Here is a 17,834-nt window from a genome sequence, read left to right on the forward strand (position 1 = left end):
TTTCGGCAGGATCGCGGTGCCCGCCCGGTCAGGAGCAGACGGCGGGAATCGGGCCGAGCGTGTCGCTGGTGACGGTGAGCTCCTGACCACAGGCGATGGCGGCGCGCATGGCGTCGGCCCGCTCAGCGACGGACTCGAGCAGTGCCAGCGATTCGCTGGTGCGCACCCGGTCGGTCCGGGAGCCCCGGCCCTCCAGCGCGTTGAGCGAACGCCGCTGGTCGGTGAGGAAGGCGTCGACCGCAGCCAGCGCCGCAGCGTCCGAGCGCTGGGCGGCCGCTCCGGTGAGCAGGCGTACGCCCTGTCGGGTGTCCGCGTCCATGTCGTCCAACACGGCGCTGTATCCGCTCGGGTTGCCCCGCAACGTGGCCGCCTCGGCCAGTCGGGTGCGGGCGAAGTCGAGGAAGAGCTGACCCCGGCTGATCTCGGAACTGGTGAGCGCGAGTTGGGCCCGTTCGGTGCCTCGCTTCATGCCGTACAGCGCGTCACCGGGCACCGCGTTCTCGCTGGCCGCCGAGATGCCGGAAACGGCCACCGCACCGGCGGCGATGCCGATCAGGATCGCACCGCGGGCGCGGGCCCGGCGGGCAGTCACCGCGGGCAGTAGCGACCCACGACTGGAAGCCGCCTTCTCGGCCGGCCGGACCGCGGCAGGCGTCCCGATGCCCTCGCGAGCAGCGGTGGCCAGCAACATCGCCCGCAGGCCAGTGCGGAATTCCGGGTCGACCTCGGCCGCCGGCGGGTTGACGCCGAGGTGACGACCGAGCGTCACGAGCGGCGCGAGCCGGTCGTCGTCCCTGGATCGAACGTGATGACGTCGGCCGCCGTTGGCTTCGTCGAGAAGCTGCGCGAAGCGCTCGGCGCGCCGACGGGAGAAGAGGGCGTTGTCCACCGTGGCACCTCCTCTCGCTGGTCACGGCCGGTCGGCCGCGTTCACCGCCAGCGACCGATGATCCCGTGACATCACGGTGGAGGGCCGTCGTCGGCTCCGTCGCAGATCATCCGAGGACCCCGTGGGTTCCCGACCTGTCACCGGTCGCACCCGGAGAAACGCGCCGTGCCGGGGGCGGGTTACGGCCCGGCCGGTGCCGAAATTACGCAAAGTGATCGCTGTCAGGTCGAGAAAGCTCGGGATTCGGCCGGTCCGGACTGCCGTCGTCGCGGTGCCGGGGAGATCACGGCTGGAATCCGTCCGGAAGCAGCCGGGCCAGGGCCCGGACCGCCCGGTACTGCAACGCCTTGATCGCGCCCTCGTTCTTGCCCATCGCCCGGGCGGTCTCGGCAACCGAGAAGCCCTGGAGAAAGCGGAGCACGATGCACTCCTGTTGCTCGGGGTTGAGGCGTTTCACCGCACTCAACAGGGCGACGTTTGTGATGTGCTCCACCACCGCCGCCTCCGGGCTGCCCTCGGGACCACGATCCTCCCGATCGGCGTCGAGGACATCGCCGGTGGTCACCTCCAGCCGGTACCGGCCGGACTTGAAGTGGTCGGCGACCAGGTTGCGCGCGATGGTGACCAGCCAGGCACCGAGGTCGCGGCCCTGCCAGGTGAAGCTGCCGATCCGCTTGAGGGCGCGCAGGAAGGTGTCCGAGGTGAGGTCCTCGGCGAGTTGTCGATTGCCGACCCGGAAGTAGACGAAGCGGAACACGGTGTCCACGTAGCGGTCGTAGATCAGCCCGAACGCCTCGGCCTCACCGGCCTGGGCGCGTTCGACGAGGGCCCAGACCTCGGTCGCCGGATCGGAGGGATCCGGGCGGCTCGGGAACCCGGTCGAGGTGCCGGTCGTCTCGGGTACCGCCGGAAGTATCGCTGTCTCGGTGGTGGACACCTCGGTGACCGGCGCGTCCCCGCTGCGCCGGGCCTGAGCCGGCATCGTCGGCCGGTTCGGGGAGGCGACCCGCCCACCGGCGGGTTTGACGTTCCCGCCGGGCACGGGTGGTCGATGCGGCGGCTCGTTCTGATGGGGCCGGCTGCCCACCCGACGCGCGGTACCGTCGCCCCGGACGGCGAGGTTGGCCGACGCGTCCGGTGCACTGTGAGCGCCGCCGCGTTCGTTGATCGGAGTGCGGGCGGCCGGACCGGTCAGGCCGACCGGACGTTCGGCGAAGCCGAAGGTGGTCATCGCGCCGCCTCCGTTCCGCCGGGTGCCGGCGGGCTGGCGACGACCGGTCGCCCGGTCGTCGCCCCGTCGGGCAGGTTGGCTCCGGGGTGTGCCGGCGGGCGGCAGATCCCCTTGAGGTGCTGGTCCAATGCGCTCAACGGCACGGGGGCCTCCTCGGGCTGAGGGGTGTCGACTCACGGCAAATGGGGTGAGCCGACCCGAGTGATGATAGGGCCAACGTCACCCGCGCGTGGCAAGTCCGTTACACAGGGCCGAAGTATTTCCCGCCGTGTCGCCGACCTGGCGGACCGGTTGTCCGTCGGGTGTGGTTGACAACCGGCGGTCCGGCTGATCCCCAGTGGAGCCGCTGTTCGTGCTGGTGAGGGGCCGGATCGGCGGTCGGCGTTCCGGGCCGGTGGAGGCTGGTGCCGGAACCGGAGCGGGAGACCTGCGGTGCGTTGTCGTCGCGGCCGTGCCGCACCGTCGGTGACGTGGTCCGGTTCCGTGCACGGGACTCACCGGGCGCTGCGGGACGGCTGACGCGTTCATTCCGGGTACGGCCGGTGGTTCGCGGGCGTGGCCGTGCGGATCCGGCTGTGCCAGACTCAGCCACCGTGCAGGATCCTGACTCGGTTTCTGGTCCCAACCTCGCCGACCGCCTCCGCCGGGCGGCGGAGCTGTACGCCGGCAGGCCCGCACTGCACTGGCAGGATCGGACGATCACCTGGTCCGAACTGGACGAGGCGGTGAGTGGTACGGCCCGGGCGCTGGCCGACGCGCTGCCGAGGGTCGATGCGGGCGGGCCGGGCGCGCGAGTCGCCGTGGCGCTGCCCAACGTGCCGGATTTCGTGATCAGCCTGCTAGGTGCGTTGCGGGCCGGCATGACGGCGGTGCCCGTGAACCCCGGCCTGACCGCACGCGAGCTGCAACACGTCCTGGCGGACTCGGGAGCGTCGGTGCTGATCGCTACCGAGCGGATCCGGGCTCTGGTCGGGGAGTTGGACCTGCCCGCGCTGGTGGCGGTGCACACCAGCGCGCCGACGGCCGGTGGCGACCAGAGGTTTCCGGTCCGGGGTGCCGACGACCTGGCGGTGCTGCTCTACACCTCGGGCACTTCGGGCTGGCCGAAGGGCGCCATGCTCTCGCACGGGGCGTTGGCGGCCAACCACGAGCAGGTCGACCGGATCGAGCCGCCGGTGGTCGGCCCCGACGACAGGGTGCTGCTGGCCCTACCGCTCTTCCACGCCTACGGGCTGAATGCCGGGCTGGGCGCGGTGATCCACCACGGTGCGACCGGGGTGCTCGTCGACGATCCGGGCTCCGACGCGGCGCTCACCGAGATCGCCCGGCACCGGGTGAGCGTGCTGGTGGGCGTACCGTCGATGGTGCAGACCTGGTCCCGGGCGGACGCCGACAGTCTCGCCGCGGCGATGGCCGCGGTGCGGATCGTGGTCTGTGGCGCGGCGCCGCTGGAGCCGGCCGACGCGGCCCGCTTCACCGAGGCCGCCGGCCGTCCGGTGCACGTCGGGTATGGCCTGACCGAGACCGCGCCGGTGCTCACCTCGACCCTGGTCGGCGGTGAACCCCGGCCCGGATCGATCGGCCGACCGTTGCCCGGCGTGCAGGTGCGGCTGGTCGGGGCGGACGGTACGGAGTTGTGGCGCGACGGAGTCGCCGCGCCGGACGACGACCCGGACGAGATGGATCTCACCGATCCGACTGCGGGCACCGATCCGGGTCAAATCGTGGTCCGCGGCGCAAATCTGTTCTCCGGATACTGGCCGGACGGCACGGGCGGACCGGACGCCGACGGTTGGTGGGCGACCGGCGACGTCGCCTACGCCGATGCCGATGGCGATCTCTTCCTGGTCGACCGGGTCGGTGAGCTGATCCTGGTCAACGGCTTCAACGTGTACCCGCACGAGGTGGAACTGGTGTTGTCGGCGCATCCGGCGGTGGCGGAGTCCGCCGTAGTGGGCGTGCCGCACCCGAGGACCGGGGAGACTGTCCGGGCGTACGTGGTGCCGGTGCCGCAGGCCACGGTGGCCGGTACCGAGCTGATCGCTCACTGCACGCGTAATCTGGCCAGATTCAAGTGCCCGACCGAGGTCGAGTTCGTCGATGTGCTGCCGCGCTCGGTGATCGGGAAGGTACGCAAGACCCTGCTCGGTACGACGGAGGAGACCGATGCGTGAACCCCGCCTGACGCTGATCACCCGTCCCGGCTGTCACCTCTGCGAGGACGCCAAGGCGGCGCTCGACCGGGTGGTCGCGGTCACCGGCGACCGGTGGACCGAACGGGACGTCAGCGGTGACGTGGAACTGGAACGGGAGTACGGCGACCGACTGCCGGTGGTGCTCCTCGACGGCAGGGAGCACGGCTACTGGCGGGTCGAGGAGGAACGGCTGCTGCGCGACCTGACCACCCCGCAGCTCTGAGCCCTCGCGCCCTCCTACGGCCGGATAGGGTGCGGCGATGACCCCTGCGAGCCCTCATCTGGTGTGGGACTGGAACGGCACCCTGCTCAATGATCTCAGCCTCGTGGTGGCCTGCACCAACGCGGTGTTCGCCAGCGAGGGCGGGCCGAGCGTCACTCCCGACGAGCACCGGGTCCGGTTTCGCCGGCCGATCGCCGACTACTACGCGGAGGTGCTCGGTCGGGCGGTGGACGACGACGCCTTCGGCCGGCTGGACAAGATCTTCCACGAGGCGTACCGGGTGGGTCTGACCACCTGTGAGCTGGCGCACGACGCCGTGGAGGCGATGGCGGCCTGGTCGGGCAGCCAGTCCCTGTTGTCGATGTGGTTTCACGACGAGTTGGTACCCGCCGTCGAGACGTACGGTCTGACCGGCCGGTTCGCCCGGGTCGACGGGCTGCGGGCGCAGGTGGGCGGCGACCGCAAGGCAGAGTCACTGGCACGGCATCTGGACGCGTTGGGCGTCGACGGCCGGTCGGTGGTGCTGATCGGCGACTCGCTGGACGACGCCGACGCGGCCCGGGCCGTCGGTGGCCGAGCCGTCCTCTACACCGGCGGATTCACCGACCGTGCCCGACTGCTCGCCTCCGGCCATCCCGTGGCCGACACCCTCACCGAGGCCGTGACCCTCGCCACCGATCCCACCGCCAAACCGCGCTGATCATGCACTTGTAGCCCGCAAAATCGGCGTGTCGGGGCGATAACTTCATGATCGGCCAATTGGAATGGGAGCCAGGGGCTGCGTGTGATTGGTCAGAGAAGTCGGGATTGAGCGATAATCGCGCGGGCGCCTATGGCGAGGTGGTGATCGATCTTGTGGGATGGAGGGGCCGGTGGGGGCGCGGGCCGTGCCAGCAAGATCGCGATTTGTGCACGTCTTCACAAGCGCCTACTCTGTAATTCCGACGCGCCCTGCTAGCACAGCCGGCAACATCGGTCGCCAGCGGGAGTCCCGAAACGGCCGGCCGGTGGAGCTGGTCGAGGATCGCACCGCACGGAGTCTCATGAGTCAGCACCGTCACCCTGGCGCGCCCGGTCGCGCAGGTGCCGTACCGGCGCTCCCGGATCTGCCGGAGGCGACGGTGGCCCGGCTCCCCGAATATCTTCGTGCCCTGCACAACCTCGCCGAAACCGGTCACGAGACGGTTTCCAGCGAAGGGCTGGCCAACGCCGCCGGAGTCAACTCGGCCAAGCTCCGCAAGGACCTCTCCCAACTCGGCTCGTACGGCACCCGGGGCGTCGGCTACGACGTCGGGCTGCTGATCGACCAGATCGAGTACGTGCTCGGGCTCACCCAGCGTCGGGCCGTCGCCCTGGTAGGGGTGGGTAACCTCGGTCACGCCCTGGCCGGCTACGACGGCTTCGCCAGCCGTGGGTTCCGGATCGCCGCCCTCTTCGACGCCGATCAGGAGCGGGTCGGCGAGGAGATCAACGGCCTGGTCGTGCAGCACATCGACGAGCTGCCCCGGGTCGCCGCCGAGGAATCAATCGCGATCGGTGTCATCGCCACCCCGGCCACCGCCGCGCAACGGGTGGCGGATCAGTTGGTCGCGGTCGGCGTGACGAGCATCCTGAATTTCGCACCGTGCGTACTCTCGGTCCCCGAAGGGGTCGACGTGCGCAAGGTCGACCTGGCCATCGAGTTGCAGATCCTGTCGTTCCACGAGCACCGTAAGGCATCCCTGACCGCGCTTCCCGCCGCCGGTGGGTCCGCCCTCACCGCCCTGCCCGGTGGTCTCGCGGTCACCGAGAGCCAGGAGGCGATCGGCACGTGAAACTCCTCGTCGTCGGCGCGTCGTACCGCACCGCACCGGTCGCCACCCTGGAACGACTCGCGGTGTCACCCAGCGGGCTCGACCGCACCCTGGAGCGCCTGGTCGCGCAGCCGTACGTGAGCGAGGCCGTCCTCGTTTCCACCTGCAATCGGGTGGAGGTCTACGCGGCGGTGTCCGGCTTCCACGGCGGCCTCGGCGACATCTGTGCCATCCTCGCCGAGCAGGCGGGCTGCCAGCCATCCGCGCTGGCGAACCACCTCTACGTGCACTTCGACTCGGCCGCGGTGGATCACGTCTTCCGGGTCGCCGCCGGGCTGGACTCGATGGTGATCGGCGAAGCGCAGATTCTCGGGCAGCTCCGGGACGCCTACCACTGGGCAAGTGCGGCCGACACCGCCGGGCGCCTGCTGCACGAGCTGATGCAGCAGGCGCTGCGGGTCGGCAAGCGGGCCCACTCGGAGACCGGCATCGACCGCGCCGGCCAGAGTGTGGTCACCGCCGCGCTGGGGCTCGCCGCCGGCCACCTCGACGACGACCTCACCGGCCGGCCCGCGCTGATCGTCGGTGCCGGGGCGATGGGCTCGCTGGGCGTGGCGACGCTGTCCCGGCTCGGTGCCGGGCCGCTGACCGTGGCGAACCGCAGCACCGACCGCGCCGTCCGGTTGGCCGAGTCGTACGGTGCCGGTGCGCGACCGATGGCCGAGCTGGCCGAAACGCTCTCCACGGTGGACATCGTGGTGGCCGCCACCGCCTCCACCGAGCCGGTCCTCACCCGCGAGGTGGTCGCTGCCGCGGCGGCCGATCGGGATCCCGGGCGTGGCCCGCTGGTCCTGCTCGACCTCGCGGTGCCGCGCGACGTCGGCCCCGGCGTCGCCGAGCTGCCCGGCGTCGAGGTGATCGACATCGACCGGATGGCGGCACTGCTCGCCGACGGTCCGGTCGCCGCGGACGCCGCCGCCGTCGAGCGGATCGTGGCCGGCGAGGTCGAGTCCTTCCTCAGTTGGCTGCGCGGCGCCGACGTCGCCCCGACCGTCGCTGCCCTGCGCGGGCGGGCCGACGACGTGGTCACCGCCGAACTGCGCCGGCTCGCGCAACGCCGTCCCGACCTCAGCGACGACCAGCGCGCCGAGGTGGCCCGTACCGTGCACCGAGTGGTCCAGCGGCTGCTGCACCAGCCGACCGTCCGGGTCCGTCAGCTCGCCGCCGAACCCGGCGGTGACCAGTACACCGCCCTGCTGCGGGAACTGTTCGATCTCCAGGTCCCGCAGACCTCGCCGGTGGACACCGTGCCCGACATCACCCCACCCACCGGAGGCGAGCGATGAACGAGCCCCCGCTGCGCCTCGGTACCCGGGGCAGCAAGCTGGCGATGGCCCAGTCGGGCCACGTCGCCGAGGCACTGACGGCCCGTACCGGACGCCCCGTCGAACTGGTCGAGGTGGTCACCGCCGGCGACCGGTCCAGCGCGCCGGTGCACCGGCTCGGGGTCGGCGTCTTCGTCTCCGCGCTGCGTGACGCACTGGTCGCCGGGACGATCGACTTCGCGGTGCACTCGTACAAGGACCTGCCCACCGCGACCGCGGCGGGGCTGCACATCGCTGCGGTGCCGCCACGACAGGATCCGCGCGACGCGTTGATCGCCCGCGACGGCAGGACGCTTGCCGAACTTCCACCCGGCGCGGTCGTCGGCACCGGTGCGCTGCGCCGGATCGCCCAGCTGCACGCGCTGGGCATGCCCCTGTCGGTCACCCCGATCCGGGGCAACATCGACACCCGGCTTGCCCGGGTGCTGGGCCCGGAGGCCGACCTCGACGCCGTCGTCCTGGCCCGCGCGGGCCTGGCCCGCATCGACCGGAGCGACGTCATCACCGAGACGCTCGACCCGATGCTGATGCTGCCGGCGCCCGCGCAGGGTGCCCTGGCGGTCGAATGTCGGGTCGACGACCCGGATCTGGTCGAACTGCTCGCCCTGCTCGACCATGCGCCGTCCCGCGCCGCGGTCACCGCGGAACGGGCGATGCTGGCCACCCTGGAGGCCGGATGCTCCGCTCCGGTCGCCGCCTACGCCGAACTCGCCGAAGGCGAGAACGGCGATGAGATCTACCTGCGCGGAGCGGTGATCAGCCCGGACGGTACCCACGAGGTCCGGCTGTCCCGCACCGGTACGCCCGCCGACGCGGCGGAGATCGGTAAGGCACTCGCCGCCGAACTCCTCGACCTCGGCGCCGACTCGATCCTCGGCCCGCAAGGACACGACGGCCCGGGGACCCAGCAATTTGGGAGCACAGAATGACCCGCACCCGTAAGCCCGTAGGCCGTATCGCGTTCGTCGGGGCAGGACCCGGCGACCCGGGCCTGCTGACCCGCCGGGCGCACGACGCCCTGGTCGACGCCGACCAGGTGGTGTACGACCGGGGAGTCCCCGAGTCGCTGCTCGACGTCGTCCGGGCCGAGGCCAGCTCCGACGCCCAGTTCACCCCGGCCGAGGGCGCGCCGGGCGACGTGGCCAAGATTCTGATCTCGGCGGCCCGTTCCGGGCAGAACGCGGTGCACCTGGTGGCCGGCGACCCGTTCGGCCACGACTCGGTGGTCAAGGAGGTGCAGGCGGTGGCACGTACCGCCGCGCACTTCGAGGTGGTTCCCGGCGTCGGCCAGGCCGAGGGGGTGGCCACCTACGCGGGCGTGCCGCTGCCGGGCGTACGCACCGCCGCCGACGTCGAGGACGTCAGTGCCCTGGACTTCGACGCGCTGGCAGCGGCCGTGCAGCGCGGCTCGCTGGCGCTGGCGGTCGACGCCGGCGACCTGGCTGCGATCCGTGACGGGCTGCTCGCCGCCGGCGTGGACGGCGGCACCGACGTCGGGGTGACCGGGGACGGCACCGGGGAGACGCAGTACACCACCACGTCGACCGTGGACTCCTTCGTCGCGGCGGCACTCGGCTTCACCGGCCGGGTCGTGCTGACCGTCGGCGACGGTGTGGGCCAGCGGGACAAGCTCAGCTGGTGGGAGAACCGCCCGCTGTACGGGTGGAAGGTGCTGGTGCCCCGCACCAAGGAGCAGGCCGGCGCGATGAGCGCCCGGCTGCGTGCGTACGGGGCGATTCCCTGTGAGGTGCCGACCATCGCGGTCGAGCCGCCGCGTACCCCCGCCCAGATGGAGCGGGCGGTCAAGGGCCTGGTCGACGGCAGGTACGCCTGGGTGATCTTCACGTCGGTCAACGCGGTGCGGGCGGTCTGGGAGAAGTTCGCCGAGCACGGCCTGGACGCCCGGCACTTCGGCGGTGTCAAGATCGCCTGTATCGGCGACGCCACCGCCGACGCTGTCCGCGCCTTCGGTATCCAGCCGGAGTTGATCCCCTCCGGTGAGCAGTCCTCCGAGGGGCTGCTGGCCGAGTTCTCGCCGCACGACGAGGTGCTCGATCCGGTCGGCCGAGTGCTGCTGCCGCGTGCCGACATCGCCACCGAGACGCTCGCCGCCGGGCTCACCGAGCGCGGCTGGGAGGTCGACGACGTGACCGCGTACCGGACGGTCCGGGCCGCTCCGCCGCCTGCCGAGATCCGGGACGCGATCAAGTCGGGTGGGTTCGACGCGGTGCTGTTCACCTCGTCCTCCACGGTGCGGAACCTGGTCGGCATCGCCGGCAAGCCGCACACGCGTACCGTTGTTGCTGTCATCGGGCCCAAGACGGCGGAGACCGCGACGGAGTTCGGCCTGCGGGTCGACGTCCAGCCCCCGCACGCCTCGGTGCCCGATCTGGTGGAGGCGCTCGCCGGCTACGCCGTCGAGCTGCGGGAGAAGCTCGCCGCGATGCCGGCGAAGCAGCGCCGTGGTTCGAAGGTCCAGGGGCCGACCGCGCTGAGGTTCCGGTAGCCGTCGCGGCTCCGGCTGGTCGTCAGGGAGGGTTCGTGCCGTACCCAGAGATCCGGCCCCGCCGGCTGCGCCGCACCGCGGCGATGCGTCGGCTGGTCTCCGAGACCCGCGTCGACCCGGCCGAGCTGGTCGTGCCGATGTTCGTCAAGGAGGGGCTGACCGAGCCGCGCGCCATCGCCTCGCTGCCGGGTGTGCTCCAACACTCGCGCGACTCGCTGCGCAAGGCGGCGGTGGAGGCGGTGCAGGCCGGCGTCGGCGGGATCATGCTGTTCGGTGTGCCGGCGTCACGCGACGAACGCGGCTCCGGTGGCATCGACCCGAACGGCATCCTCAACGTCGCCATCCGTGACGTGGTCGCCGAGGTGGGCGACGCCACGGTGGTGATGAGCGACCTCTGCCTGGACGAGTTCACCTCGCACGGGCACTGCGGGCTGCTCACCCCGGCCGGTGAGGTGGACAACGACGCCACCCTCGCCGCGTACGCCGAGATGGCGGTGGCCCAGGCCGCCGCCGGGGTCGGGGTGGTCGGCCCGTCCGGGATGATGGACGGCCAGGTCGGGGTGGTACGCCGGGCACTCGACGCGGCCGGTCACACCGACGTGGCCGTGCTCGCGTACGCCGTGAAGTACGCCTCGGCCTTCTTCGGCCCCTTCCGTGACGCGGTGGAGTCGGCGCTGGAGGGGGACCGACGGGCCTACCAGCAGGATCCGGCCAACCTGCGCGAGTCGCTGCGCGAGGTCGCGCTGGACGTCGCCGAGGGCGCCGACATGGTGATGGTCAAGCCTGCGCTGCCGTACCTCGACGTGGTGTCGGCGGTCCGCGCCGCCGTGGACGTACCCGTGGCGGCCTACCAGGTCTCCGGCGAGTACGCGATGGTCGAGGCGGCTGCCGCGAACGGCTGGATCGACCGGGAGCGGGTGATGCTGGAGACCCTCACCTCGATCCGCCGCGCCGGTGCCCAGATCATCCTCACCTACTGGGCCGTCGAGGCTGCCCAACTGCTCCGCCAGCGCTACTGACCCTGCTCGACACCCCTGCTCGCCTCCCCGCACGCCGCAATGCTGACGGCTGAGGCGGCGGCCTGTACACGCCGACACCCGTCAGCACTGGTCGACCAGCGCCTCGGCCACAGCTGTCACTCTGAGTGTTTCTCCTCCACCCCCACGGTTGTCCCTGCCCATCCTTTGCTCTGCTTCAACCCACGCACAGCTTGCGGAGGGTAGTCGTCGGCGGATGGCGCGTTGAGGACTCGGCCTCGCTCAGCTGCTGGTCAGAGAGGGTTGCGTGGGTTGAAGCAGAGCAAAGGGCGTGGAGGTGCTAGTAGGAAGGTCGGAGGGAGAAGGCCTCTCGGTCACTCAAGGTGATCGTCGCTCACGGTGGCGGTCGTCCGCCTGGTGTGGGGTCAGCGGATGCCGCGGCGGCCGGATATCCACAGGTTTTTCCACAGGGGTTGCTGCTCTGGTTAGTGCAGCGGCAAGGTCGGGGGCATGTCCACCGTCTTCGAGCCGCCGGACCTCGGCCCCACCGTCGGTCCCTTTCCCATTGCCGGTCTGGTGCGACGTGCCCGCCGGATCGTCGGGCTCAGCCAGTTGCGGATGGCCCGGTTCGCCAAGGTCGCCCCGTCGACCGTCGCGCGGGTCGAGGCGGGCAGCCTGACACCGAGCCTGGCGGTGCTGGAGCGGCTGCTGGGTGCGGCCGGGCTCTACCTCGTGGCCGTCGACCAGGAGGGGCGGGTCGTGCTGCCGATGGAGGTCTGGGACGACACCCGGGACGGGGCCGATCGTCGCTACCCGGCTCACCTGAACACCATTCTCGACCCGGAACCGGGCGAATGGTGGGCGGACATCTACGGGCTGGCCCGACCACCGGAGACCTACCACCGCTCCCGGGCCGATCGGGAGGCGCGGCGACGCCGCAGTCAGTGGGAGGTCCGGGTGGCCAAGTACCGAAACGTGCCACCGCCGCCGGACCCACGGAGCTGGTACCAGGACTGACCGCTGGGGGAGCCGACCCGGTCAGCGCGTGTTGTCCATCCGGTGGACCAGCTCGGCGACGTCGATGCTGTATTCGCACCAGTCGCGGTCGGTGCGGTAACCCAACTCCGCATTGACCTTGAGCATGGCCTCGTTGGCCTGCGCGTTCCAGGTCTGCACCTCGGTCAGCTGCGGCTCGGCCGAGCGCAGCTCCAACAGCATCCGAGCCTTGATCGCGCGGTCGATGCCGTAGCCCTGGTGATCCTGCACCACGATCGTGTCGTACTGGTCGGCGCGGGTCGGATGCTGAGCCGGCACGACCACCTCGGTCAGGCCGGCCACCTCACCGGTCTGCTCGTGCAGCGCCAGCACGATGTACGGCTTCATGCCCCGTCGGTGCAGGCAGTCGAGGCTGTCCCGGAGCCGCTGCGGATCGTACGAACTGGGTCGCAGCTCGCCGTCCTCGATGTCCCGGATCTCGGCCTTGGCCCGCGCGTACGCCTCGATCAGCTCGTCCGGCGGACCGCCGGGGTGGAACTGGACCTGGTAACCCGCACCGAGCCCGGTGGACATCTCCGCCAACTCGGCCCAGTCGACGCTGGAGAGGTCCAGGACGCTTCGGGTCTCGACGTACTCCCGGCTGAAGCCGAGCGATTCGTAGAAGGCGACGGCAGGAGTGTCGCCGACCACCTCCACCCCGATCGACTCGAAGCCCTCCTGGTAGACGCGACGGGCCGCGCGTAGGACGAGATCACGGCCCAACCCACTGCGCCGCGCGCTCGGGTGGACCAGAACCTCAAGCACGCCGATGTTGCCGAGCAGCAGCACGTGCACCTGCCCGAGGATGGCCCCAGGGCTGCCGTCAGCAGCTGGATCCTCCTCGGCGATCCAGGAGATCCGCCGTTCGCCCGGCATCACCTCGGCGAGGTACTCCCGCAGGGAACTCTCCCGCCACGGCGGATCCTGCGGGAGATCGGCCGCCAGGACCGCGTTCAGCGTGTCCAGCAGCGACGCGATCTCGGCGGACGACGCGGTCCTGGGGTCCCACTCGCGCACCATCACCCGTCTAGCTTGCCGTTAACCGCAGCCCGGGGGAAGTGTCCAGTTCTCCAATGTATGCGGACGATCACTTCACGTGCGGCTGGCCTGTCCGTACCGGTTGGCGGCGTCGAAGACATCCTGGGCGTACCTTCGGACGTCGTTGTACGACAGAATCGCGTTCCACCAGTCACCCGGAATGGTGAGGTTCCGGCCGCCCTTGCACAGGTACATTCCGGCCGCGAGCGCGGCGTCGTGGATGTTGTGCGGGTCCTCACGGCCGTCGTTGTCCGCGTCGGCGCCGATCTCCTCCCAGGTGGTCGGAATGAACTGCATCGGCCCGATCGCCCGGTCATAGGTGGTGTCGCGGTCCAACTCGCCCCGGTCGGTGTCGGCGATCCGCATCCGGTTGCCCTGACCGTCCAACGGCAGACCGATGATCTCCGGGACCGCCCGGCCGTCCGCGCCGAGCTGGGCGTTGTTGGCCTGGCCGTGGCGGGACTCGACCAGCCCGATCGCGGCCAACGTGGTCCAGCTCAGGCCGCAGGCGCGATCGGTCTCGCCGAGCACCAGCTCGGCGTAGCCGTACGCCTGCATGGCGATCGGGTCGATGCCGACCTTGGCGCCCGTGTCGCGGGCCCAGCCGGCCAGGGCGTCGGACGGGCGTCCGCCGGCCGGCGCGGCGGTGCCGGGCGGGGTCACGCCCGGCGGAAGGGTCGCGGTGGGTGGCGGGAACTGCCCCGGTGGCGGCACCGCGCCGGACGGTGGCAGGTCGCTGGGCAGCGCGTCGGGCCCGTCGGCGGTGGCGTCGACTGCCACCGGACGCGGGGCACCGAGGGTGGCCGGCACCAGCAGTGCGCCGGCCGTGGCGGTCGCGGCGATCAAGGCCAGCAGGAACACGCCGGGCAGGGTCAGCCGCCCACTGGGCCGGCGCGACCAGTCGCGGGTCGCCCGGGCCGCGACCCGCGGCCCGGGCAGACGTACGGCGTGCACGAAGCGCACCCGGCGACGCCGGGCTGCCGGTGCGCCGGACTCCGGAGTGGACTCCTCGACAGTGGTCTTCGGCGTCGATTCGGGAGCCGCAGCGCCGGTCGAGGTGCCTGCGGCGTTGTCGATGGCCGCTGCCGGAACCGACTCGGTGGTTGGTGAGTCCGGTGCCGCGTCGTCGGCCGGCTTGCCGGAACTCAGCCAGGGTCGGCGGGGCCGGGGCAGCCTGGTCGCCGGCCCGTCCGGGCCGGCACCGGAGCCGGCGCGCGGCGTGGCCGGTCGGAGGGGCCGAAGGGTGCTGCGCTCTTCGCCGTCTGCCACCCGTCGAGTATCACCCATGTCTCCGCCGACGTCAGGTCCGGTCGTAGGCTGATGGCATGCCCCGGTACGAGTTCCGTTGCCGCGCCTGCGGCGCCACCTTCGAGGTCAACCGTCCGATGGCGCGGGCCGGTGAGCCGGCGCCCTGCCCGCAGGGACACGCCGACACGGTGAAACTGCTCTCCACGGTCGCGGTCACCGGTCGCGGCGGTGGCGGGTCCGGTGCCGCGTCCGCTGCCGGCGGCGGCGGTTGCTGTGGTGGCGGCTGCGGCTGCTGACCGCGCCGGCAATGTTCGTGGATGGGTGGTACGGGTGATGCCGGCCTTGCCCGGATGCCGGGTCCGATGGCACCTTGGGTCGGAGTCTTGGCCGGCCGTTCTCACGATGCGTGATGATCTGGTCTCGGGAAGTATGGTGCCGAGACCAGGGGGGAGGTTCCACGCATGCCGCCACGGATCCACCTCCCCACCGGCTGGGTGACCTTCGTTTTCACCGACATCGAGGGCTCCACCCGGCTGGCGCAGCTGCTGGGGTCGGGCTATCGGCCGGTGCTGGCCGAGCATCGACGGTTGCTCCGCCGCACGATCGCGGCGACCGAGGGCGCGGAGTTGCTGACCGAGGGCGACTCGTTCTTTCTCGCCTTCGACGACGCCGGAGCGGCGTTGACCGCCTGTCTGACCGCCCAGCGGGCGCTCGGTGAACACGACTGGCCGACCCCCGAGGCGGCCCCCCGGGTCCGGATGGGACTGCACACCGGTTGGGCGGAGCCACGCGACGGCGAGTACGCCAGTCCCGAGGTGCACCGGGCGGCCCGCGTCGCCGCCGCGGCGCACGGTGGACAGATCCTCTGTTCCGGTGCCACGGCGCGGCGCGCCCGTCCACTGCCGGCCGGTGCCTCGCTACTGGACCTCGGGCTGCACCGGCTACGCGGCTTCGATGACCGGGAACGGCTCTTTCAGCTCGTCGCACCCGGCCTGGAACGGCAGTTTCCGCGACCGCGCACCGCCGACGCGGTGGCGCACAACCTGCCGATCCAGGTCACCACGTTCGTCGGCCGGCAGACCGAGCGCGCCGAGCTGAGGCGACTCGTGGCCCGGCACCGGCTGGTCACCGTGCTGGGCGCGGGCGGCAGCGGCAAGACGCGGCTGGCCGTGGAGTTCGCCACCGACCTGGTGGACGAGTACCCGGACGGCGTCTGGTTCGTCGACATCGCCGCAGTCACCGATCCCGGGCTGGTCGCCTTCGCGGTCGCCGCCGTGCTCGGGCTGCGTCCGGAGCCGGGCCGCCCGATGGTCGACACGCTCGTGGAGTACGCCGCTGCCCGCCGGATGCTGATCGTGCTCGACACCTGCGACGCGCAGCCGGCGTCCTGCGCCGAGGCGGTATCCCGGTTGCTGGCCGGTGGCGGTGGCGTGCGGGTGCTGGCGACGACCCGGGAACCGCTCGGGCTGCCGGGCGAGGTGGTGTGGCGAATCCCGCCGTTGTCCGTCGACCCGGCACCCGACGGCACCGAGAGCGACGCGGTGGCGCTGCTGCTGGACCGGACGGCGGCGGCCCGAGGCGGGCGGCAGCCCGATCCGTCCGAGTCGGCCGACATCCGCCGGGTGGTGCGCCGCCTGGACGGGTTGCCGCTCGCCATCGAGCTGGCCGCGGCGCGGCTGCGGGTGCTCTCGGTCGGTCAGCTCGCCGAGCGTCTCGACGATGTGCTCGGCACGCTCGACGCCGGCCGCGACGATCCGCTGCCGCCACCGGCCGATCGGGGCAACACCGGCAACCAGCGGGACACGGTCGACCTGGCCGCAGCGGCCACCGGCGTCAACCCGGCGACCCGGGCGGCGGCCCGCTCGGCGGTCGAACGACACCTGACCATGCAGGCGACGGTGACCTGGTCCTACCGGACCCTCGGGCCACGGGCCGCGCGACTGCTGCGCTGGCTGGCGGTCTTCGCCGGCCCGGTCGACCTGCCGACGGTGGAGTGGCTGCTCGACGATGACCCGCTCGACCCGCTGTCGGTGCTGGTCGACAAGTCCATGGTGCTGGCGGAGCCGCACGCGGCCGGCTGCACCTACCGGATGCTCGACCCGATCCGGGCGTACGCGGCGCGCCGGCTCGCCGAGGCCGGCGAGGAACAGGCGGCCCGTGACCGGCATGTGGCCTGGTCGGCGCATGCCCTGGAGCGGGCACACCTCGGCCCGGACGGGCAGCCGGTGACGCTGTCGCTGTACGCGCTGGATCCACTCGCCGGTGAGATGCGTGCCGCGCTGCGCTGGTGCGCCACAGGTGGCAGTGCCCGGACCGGACTGCGGCTGGCCGGCGGGCTGGACCAGTGGTGGCGTGAGCGCGGACTGGCCCGGGAAGGCCGGCTCTGGTTGTTCCGGCTCTACGGCCGCCTCGCCGAGACCGGCGAGATGATCCCGGAGGACGAGCTGGCGGCGGCCTACCACATGCATTCGCTGCACGCCGGTGGCGACGGCGAGTTCGGCGAGGAGCTGCGCTACTCGCAGCGGGCCGAGGCGGCGGCCCGCCAGGCGGGGGATGCTGGTCTGCTGGCCCGGGTGCTCGCCGGCCGCGCCGCCCCTCTCGTCGACATGGGACAGTTCGCCGAGGCGGAGCGGGTCTGCCGGGAGGTCATCGACTGGGCGCAGGACCAGGGGGTCGAGTCGGAGGCGTTGTTCGCCGTCTTCCGCCTGGCCGAGTTGCTGTGGCGGCGGGGCGCACTGGGCGAGGCGGCGGAACTGCTCGGTGCGGCTCGTCCGGTGGAGGCGTCCCGGCCGGTCGACCGGGGACGCCGCTCGGTGGACATGCTGCTCGGCATGGTCGCACTGGCGCGGGGTGACCTGGTTGCCGCACACGAGCACCTGCTGGTGGCGCTTCGTTCGCGGATGAATCACGGCTTCCACGGGCGGGCCTGCGACACGTTGAACGCGGTCGCGGTGCGTTGCGCGGTCGGTGACCAGCCGCTGACCGGCGCCCAACTCTTCGGCGCCGCCCAGGCGACCCGGGCGGGCCTGCGGTCGACGCCGGGCATCTTCGAGGCGTACTGGACGGAGCAGCAGGCGGCGCTGCGGCGGATGTTGGGCGACACGGCCTTCGACGAGGCGTACGGCGAGGGCGCCGAACTGGGGCTGGACGAGGCGGTCGCGTTGGCGCTCGGTGTCGAGCATCCCGACCTGGCGGCTGATTCGGGGCGGTTCGCCTCGGGCGCGGGTCGCTCCGCTCCACCTCGGCCCAGCACGGTCGACCGGCACACCGAGCACGCCTGAGACCGTCGGGCAACCGCACGCGGCTTCCCGACG

General features: G+C 71.9%; 16 protein-coding genes. 11 read left to right on the forward strand and 5 right to left on the reverse strand.

The window, feature by feature from the left end:
* Window positions 1-28: 28 nt before the first annotated feature.
* The 3 genes from KBX50_RS16085 to KBX50_RS16095 form a co-directional block, all read right to left on the reverse strand.
* Window positions 29-889: a DUF5667 domain-containing protein gene (locus KBX50_RS16085; protein ID WP_210937828.1), complete on the reverse strand. Its 861-nt coding sequence runs from the start codon at window positions 887-889 to the stop codon at window positions 29-31.
* A 283-nt stretch (window positions 890-1,172) separates the two neighbouring features.
* Window positions 1,173-2,120, reverse strand: a complete 948-nt coding sequence (locus tag KBX50_RS16090) for an ECF subfamily RNA polymerase sigma factor, BldN family (protein ID WP_210937829.1) — start codon at window positions 2,118-2,120, stop codon at window positions 1,173-1,175.
* The gene (locus tag KBX50_RS16095; RefSeq protein WP_210937830.1) at window positions 2,117-2,263 is read right to left on the reverse strand and encodes a hypothetical protein; all 147 of its coding nucleotides are present in this window, start codon (window positions 2,261-2,263) and stop codon (window positions 2,117-2,119) included. The genes KBX50_RS16090 and KBX50_RS16095 overlap by 4 nt, the downstream gene beginning before the upstream one ends.
* A gap of 450 nt (window positions 2,264-2,713) precedes the next feature.
* On the opposite strand from KBX50_RS16095, the gene KBX50_RS16100 reads away from it, so the two are divergent.
* The 9 genes from KBX50_RS16100 (at window position 2,714) to KBX50_RS16140 (ending at window position 12,216) form a co-directional block, all read left to right on the forward strand.
* Window positions 2,714-4,294 carry an AMP-binding protein gene (locus tag KBX50_RS16100; protein WP_307870973.1) on the forward strand — a complete coding sequence of 527 codons (1,581 nt, stop codon included), beginning with the start codon at window positions 2,714-2,716 and terminating at the stop codon, window positions 4,292-4,294.
* A complete protein-coding gene (locus KBX50_RS16105; protein ID WP_093403479.1) occupies window positions 4,287-4,538 on the forward strand; it encodes a glutaredoxin family protein in 252 nt (83 codons plus the stop codon). The genes KBX50_RS16100 and KBX50_RS16105 overlap by 8 nt, the downstream gene beginning before the upstream one ends.
* Window positions 4,539-4,575: 37 nt before the next feature.
* Entirely contained in the window at window positions 4,576-5,238 is a 663-nt protein-coding gene (locus KBX50_RS16110) for an HAD family hydrolase (protein ID WP_210937832.1), read from the forward strand.
* Between the two features lie 343 nt (window positions 5,239-5,581).
* Window positions 5,582-6,352 carry a redox-sensing transcriptional repressor Rex gene (locus KBX50_RS16115; protein WP_093403720.1) on the forward strand — a complete coding sequence of 257 codons (771 nt, stop codon included), beginning with the start codon at window positions 5,582-5,584 and terminating at the stop codon, window positions 6,350-6,352.
* Window positions 6,349-7,677, forward strand: coding sequence for a glutamyl-tRNA reductase (locus KBX50_RS16120; RefSeq protein ID WP_210937833.1), 1,329 nt, complete (start codon window positions 6,349-6,351; stop codon window positions 7,675-7,677). Before KBX50_RS16115 ends, KBX50_RS16120 begins: the two co-directional genes overlap by 4 nt.
* Window positions 7,674-8,645, forward strand: a complete 972-nt coding sequence (gene hemC / locus KBX50_RS16125) for a hydroxymethylbilane synthase (RefSeq protein ID WP_210937834.1) — start codon at window positions 7,674-7,676, stop codon at window positions 8,643-8,645. The genes KBX50_RS16120 and hemC overlap by 4 nt, the downstream gene beginning before the upstream one ends.
* Window positions 8,642-10,222 carry a uroporphyrinogen-III synthase gene (locus KBX50_RS16130; RefSeq protein ID WP_093403485.1) on the forward strand — a complete coding sequence of 527 codons (1,581 nt, stop codon included), beginning with the start codon at window positions 8,642-8,644 and terminating at the stop codon, window positions 10,220-10,222. The genes hemC and KBX50_RS16130 overlap by 4 nt, the downstream gene beginning before the upstream one ends.
* Window positions 10,223-10,257: 35 nt before the next feature.
* Window positions 10,258-11,241 (forward strand): porphobilinogen synthase, encoded by a 984-nt coding sequence (gene hemB, locus KBX50_RS16135; RefSeq protein ID WP_210937835.1) that lies wholly within the window; start codon window positions 10,258-10,260, stop codon window positions 11,239-11,241.
* A gap of 468 nt (window positions 11,242-11,709) precedes the next feature.
* The gene (locus KBX50_RS16140; protein ID WP_210937836.1) at window positions 11,710-12,216 is read left to right on the forward strand and encodes a helix-turn-helix transcriptional regulator; all 507 of its coding nucleotides are present in this window, start codon (window positions 11,710-11,712) and stop codon (window positions 12,214-12,216) included.
* Between the two features lie 21 nt (window positions 12,217-12,237).
* On the opposite strand, the gene KBX50_RS16145 is transcribed toward KBX50_RS16140, so the two are convergent.
* Both KBX50_RS16145 and KBX50_RS16150 read right to left on the reverse strand, forming a co-directional pair.
* Entirely contained in the window at window positions 12,238-13,254 is a 1,017-nt protein-coding gene (locus tag KBX50_RS16145) for a GNAT family N-acetyltransferase (RefSeq protein WP_210937880.1), read from the reverse strand.
* A 72-nt stretch (window positions 13,255-13,326) separates the two neighbouring features.
* The gene (locus KBX50_RS16150) at window positions 13,327-14,541 is read right to left on the reverse strand and encodes a lytic transglycosylase domain-containing protein (protein WP_210937837.1); all 1,215 of its coding nucleotides are present in this window, start codon (window positions 14,539-14,541) and stop codon (window positions 13,327-13,329) included.
* 56 nt (window positions 14,542-14,597) lie between these two features.
* Here KBX50_RS16150 and KBX50_RS16155 point away from each other — a divergent pair, with 56 nt between their 5' ends.
* Window positions 14,598-14,816, forward strand: a complete 219-nt coding sequence (locus KBX50_RS16155) for a zinc ribbon domain-containing protein (protein WP_210937838.1) — start codon at window positions 14,598-14,600, stop codon at window positions 14,814-14,816.
* A gap of 165 nt (window positions 14,817-14,981) precedes the next feature.
* Window positions 14,982-17,801, forward strand: a complete 2,820-nt coding sequence (locus KBX50_RS16160; RefSeq protein WP_210937839.1) for an adenylate/guanylate cyclase domain-containing protein — start codon at window positions 14,982-14,984, stop codon at window positions 17,799-17,801.
* Window positions 17,802-17,834 lie beyond the last annotated feature (33 nt).

Origin of the sequence: Micromonospora sp. C51, from assembly GCF_018070435.1 — a bacterium.
In the GTDB taxonomy this organism is placed as follows: Bacteria; Actinomycetota; Actinomycetes; order Mycobacteriales; family Micromonosporaceae; genus Micromonospora; species Micromonospora sediminimaris.

Excerpts from the sequence above, each read along its gene's own strand:
- KBX50_RS16160 (WP_210937839.1), top strand. The coding sequence starts at position 14,982 with ATGCCGCCACGGATCCACCTCCCCACCGGCTGGGTGACCTTCGTTTTC.
- KBX50_RS16115 (WP_093403720.1), top strand. The coding sequence starts at position 5,582 with ATGAGTCAGCACCGTCACCCTGGCGCGCCCGGTCGCGCAGGTGCCGTA.
- KBX50_RS16145 (WP_210937880.1), bottom strand. The coding sequence starts at position 13,254 with ATGGTGCGCGAGTGGGACCCCAGGACCGCGTCGTCCGCCGAGATCGCG.
- KBX50_RS16140 (WP_210937836.1), top strand. The coding sequence starts at position 11,710 with ATGTCCACCGTCTTCGAGCCGCCGGACCTCGGCCCCACCGTCGGTCCC.
- KBX50_RS16090 (WP_210937829.1), bottom strand. The coding sequence starts at position 2,120 with ATGACCACCTTCGGCTTCGCCGAACGTCCGGTCGGCCTGACCGGTCCG.
- hemC (WP_210937834.1), top strand. The coding sequence starts at position 7,674 with ATGAACGAGCCCCCGCTGCGCCTCGGTACCCGGGGCAGCAAGCTGGCG.
- KBX50_RS16105 (WP_093403479.1), top strand. The coding sequence starts at position 4,287 with ATGCGTGAACCCCGCCTGACGCTGATCACCCGTCCCGGCTGTCACCTC.
- KBX50_RS16155 (WP_210937838.1), top strand. The coding sequence starts at position 14,598 with ATGCCCCGGTACGAGTTCCGTTGCCGCGCCTGCGGCGCCACCTTCGAG.
- KBX50_RS16110 (WP_210937832.1), top strand. The coding sequence starts at position 4,576 with ATGACCCCTGCGAGCCCTCATCTGGTGTGGGACTGGAACGGCACCCTG.
- KBX50_RS16130 (WP_093403485.1), top strand. The coding sequence starts at position 8,642 with ATGACCCGCACCCGTAAGCCCGTAGGCCGTATCGCGTTCGTCGGGGCA.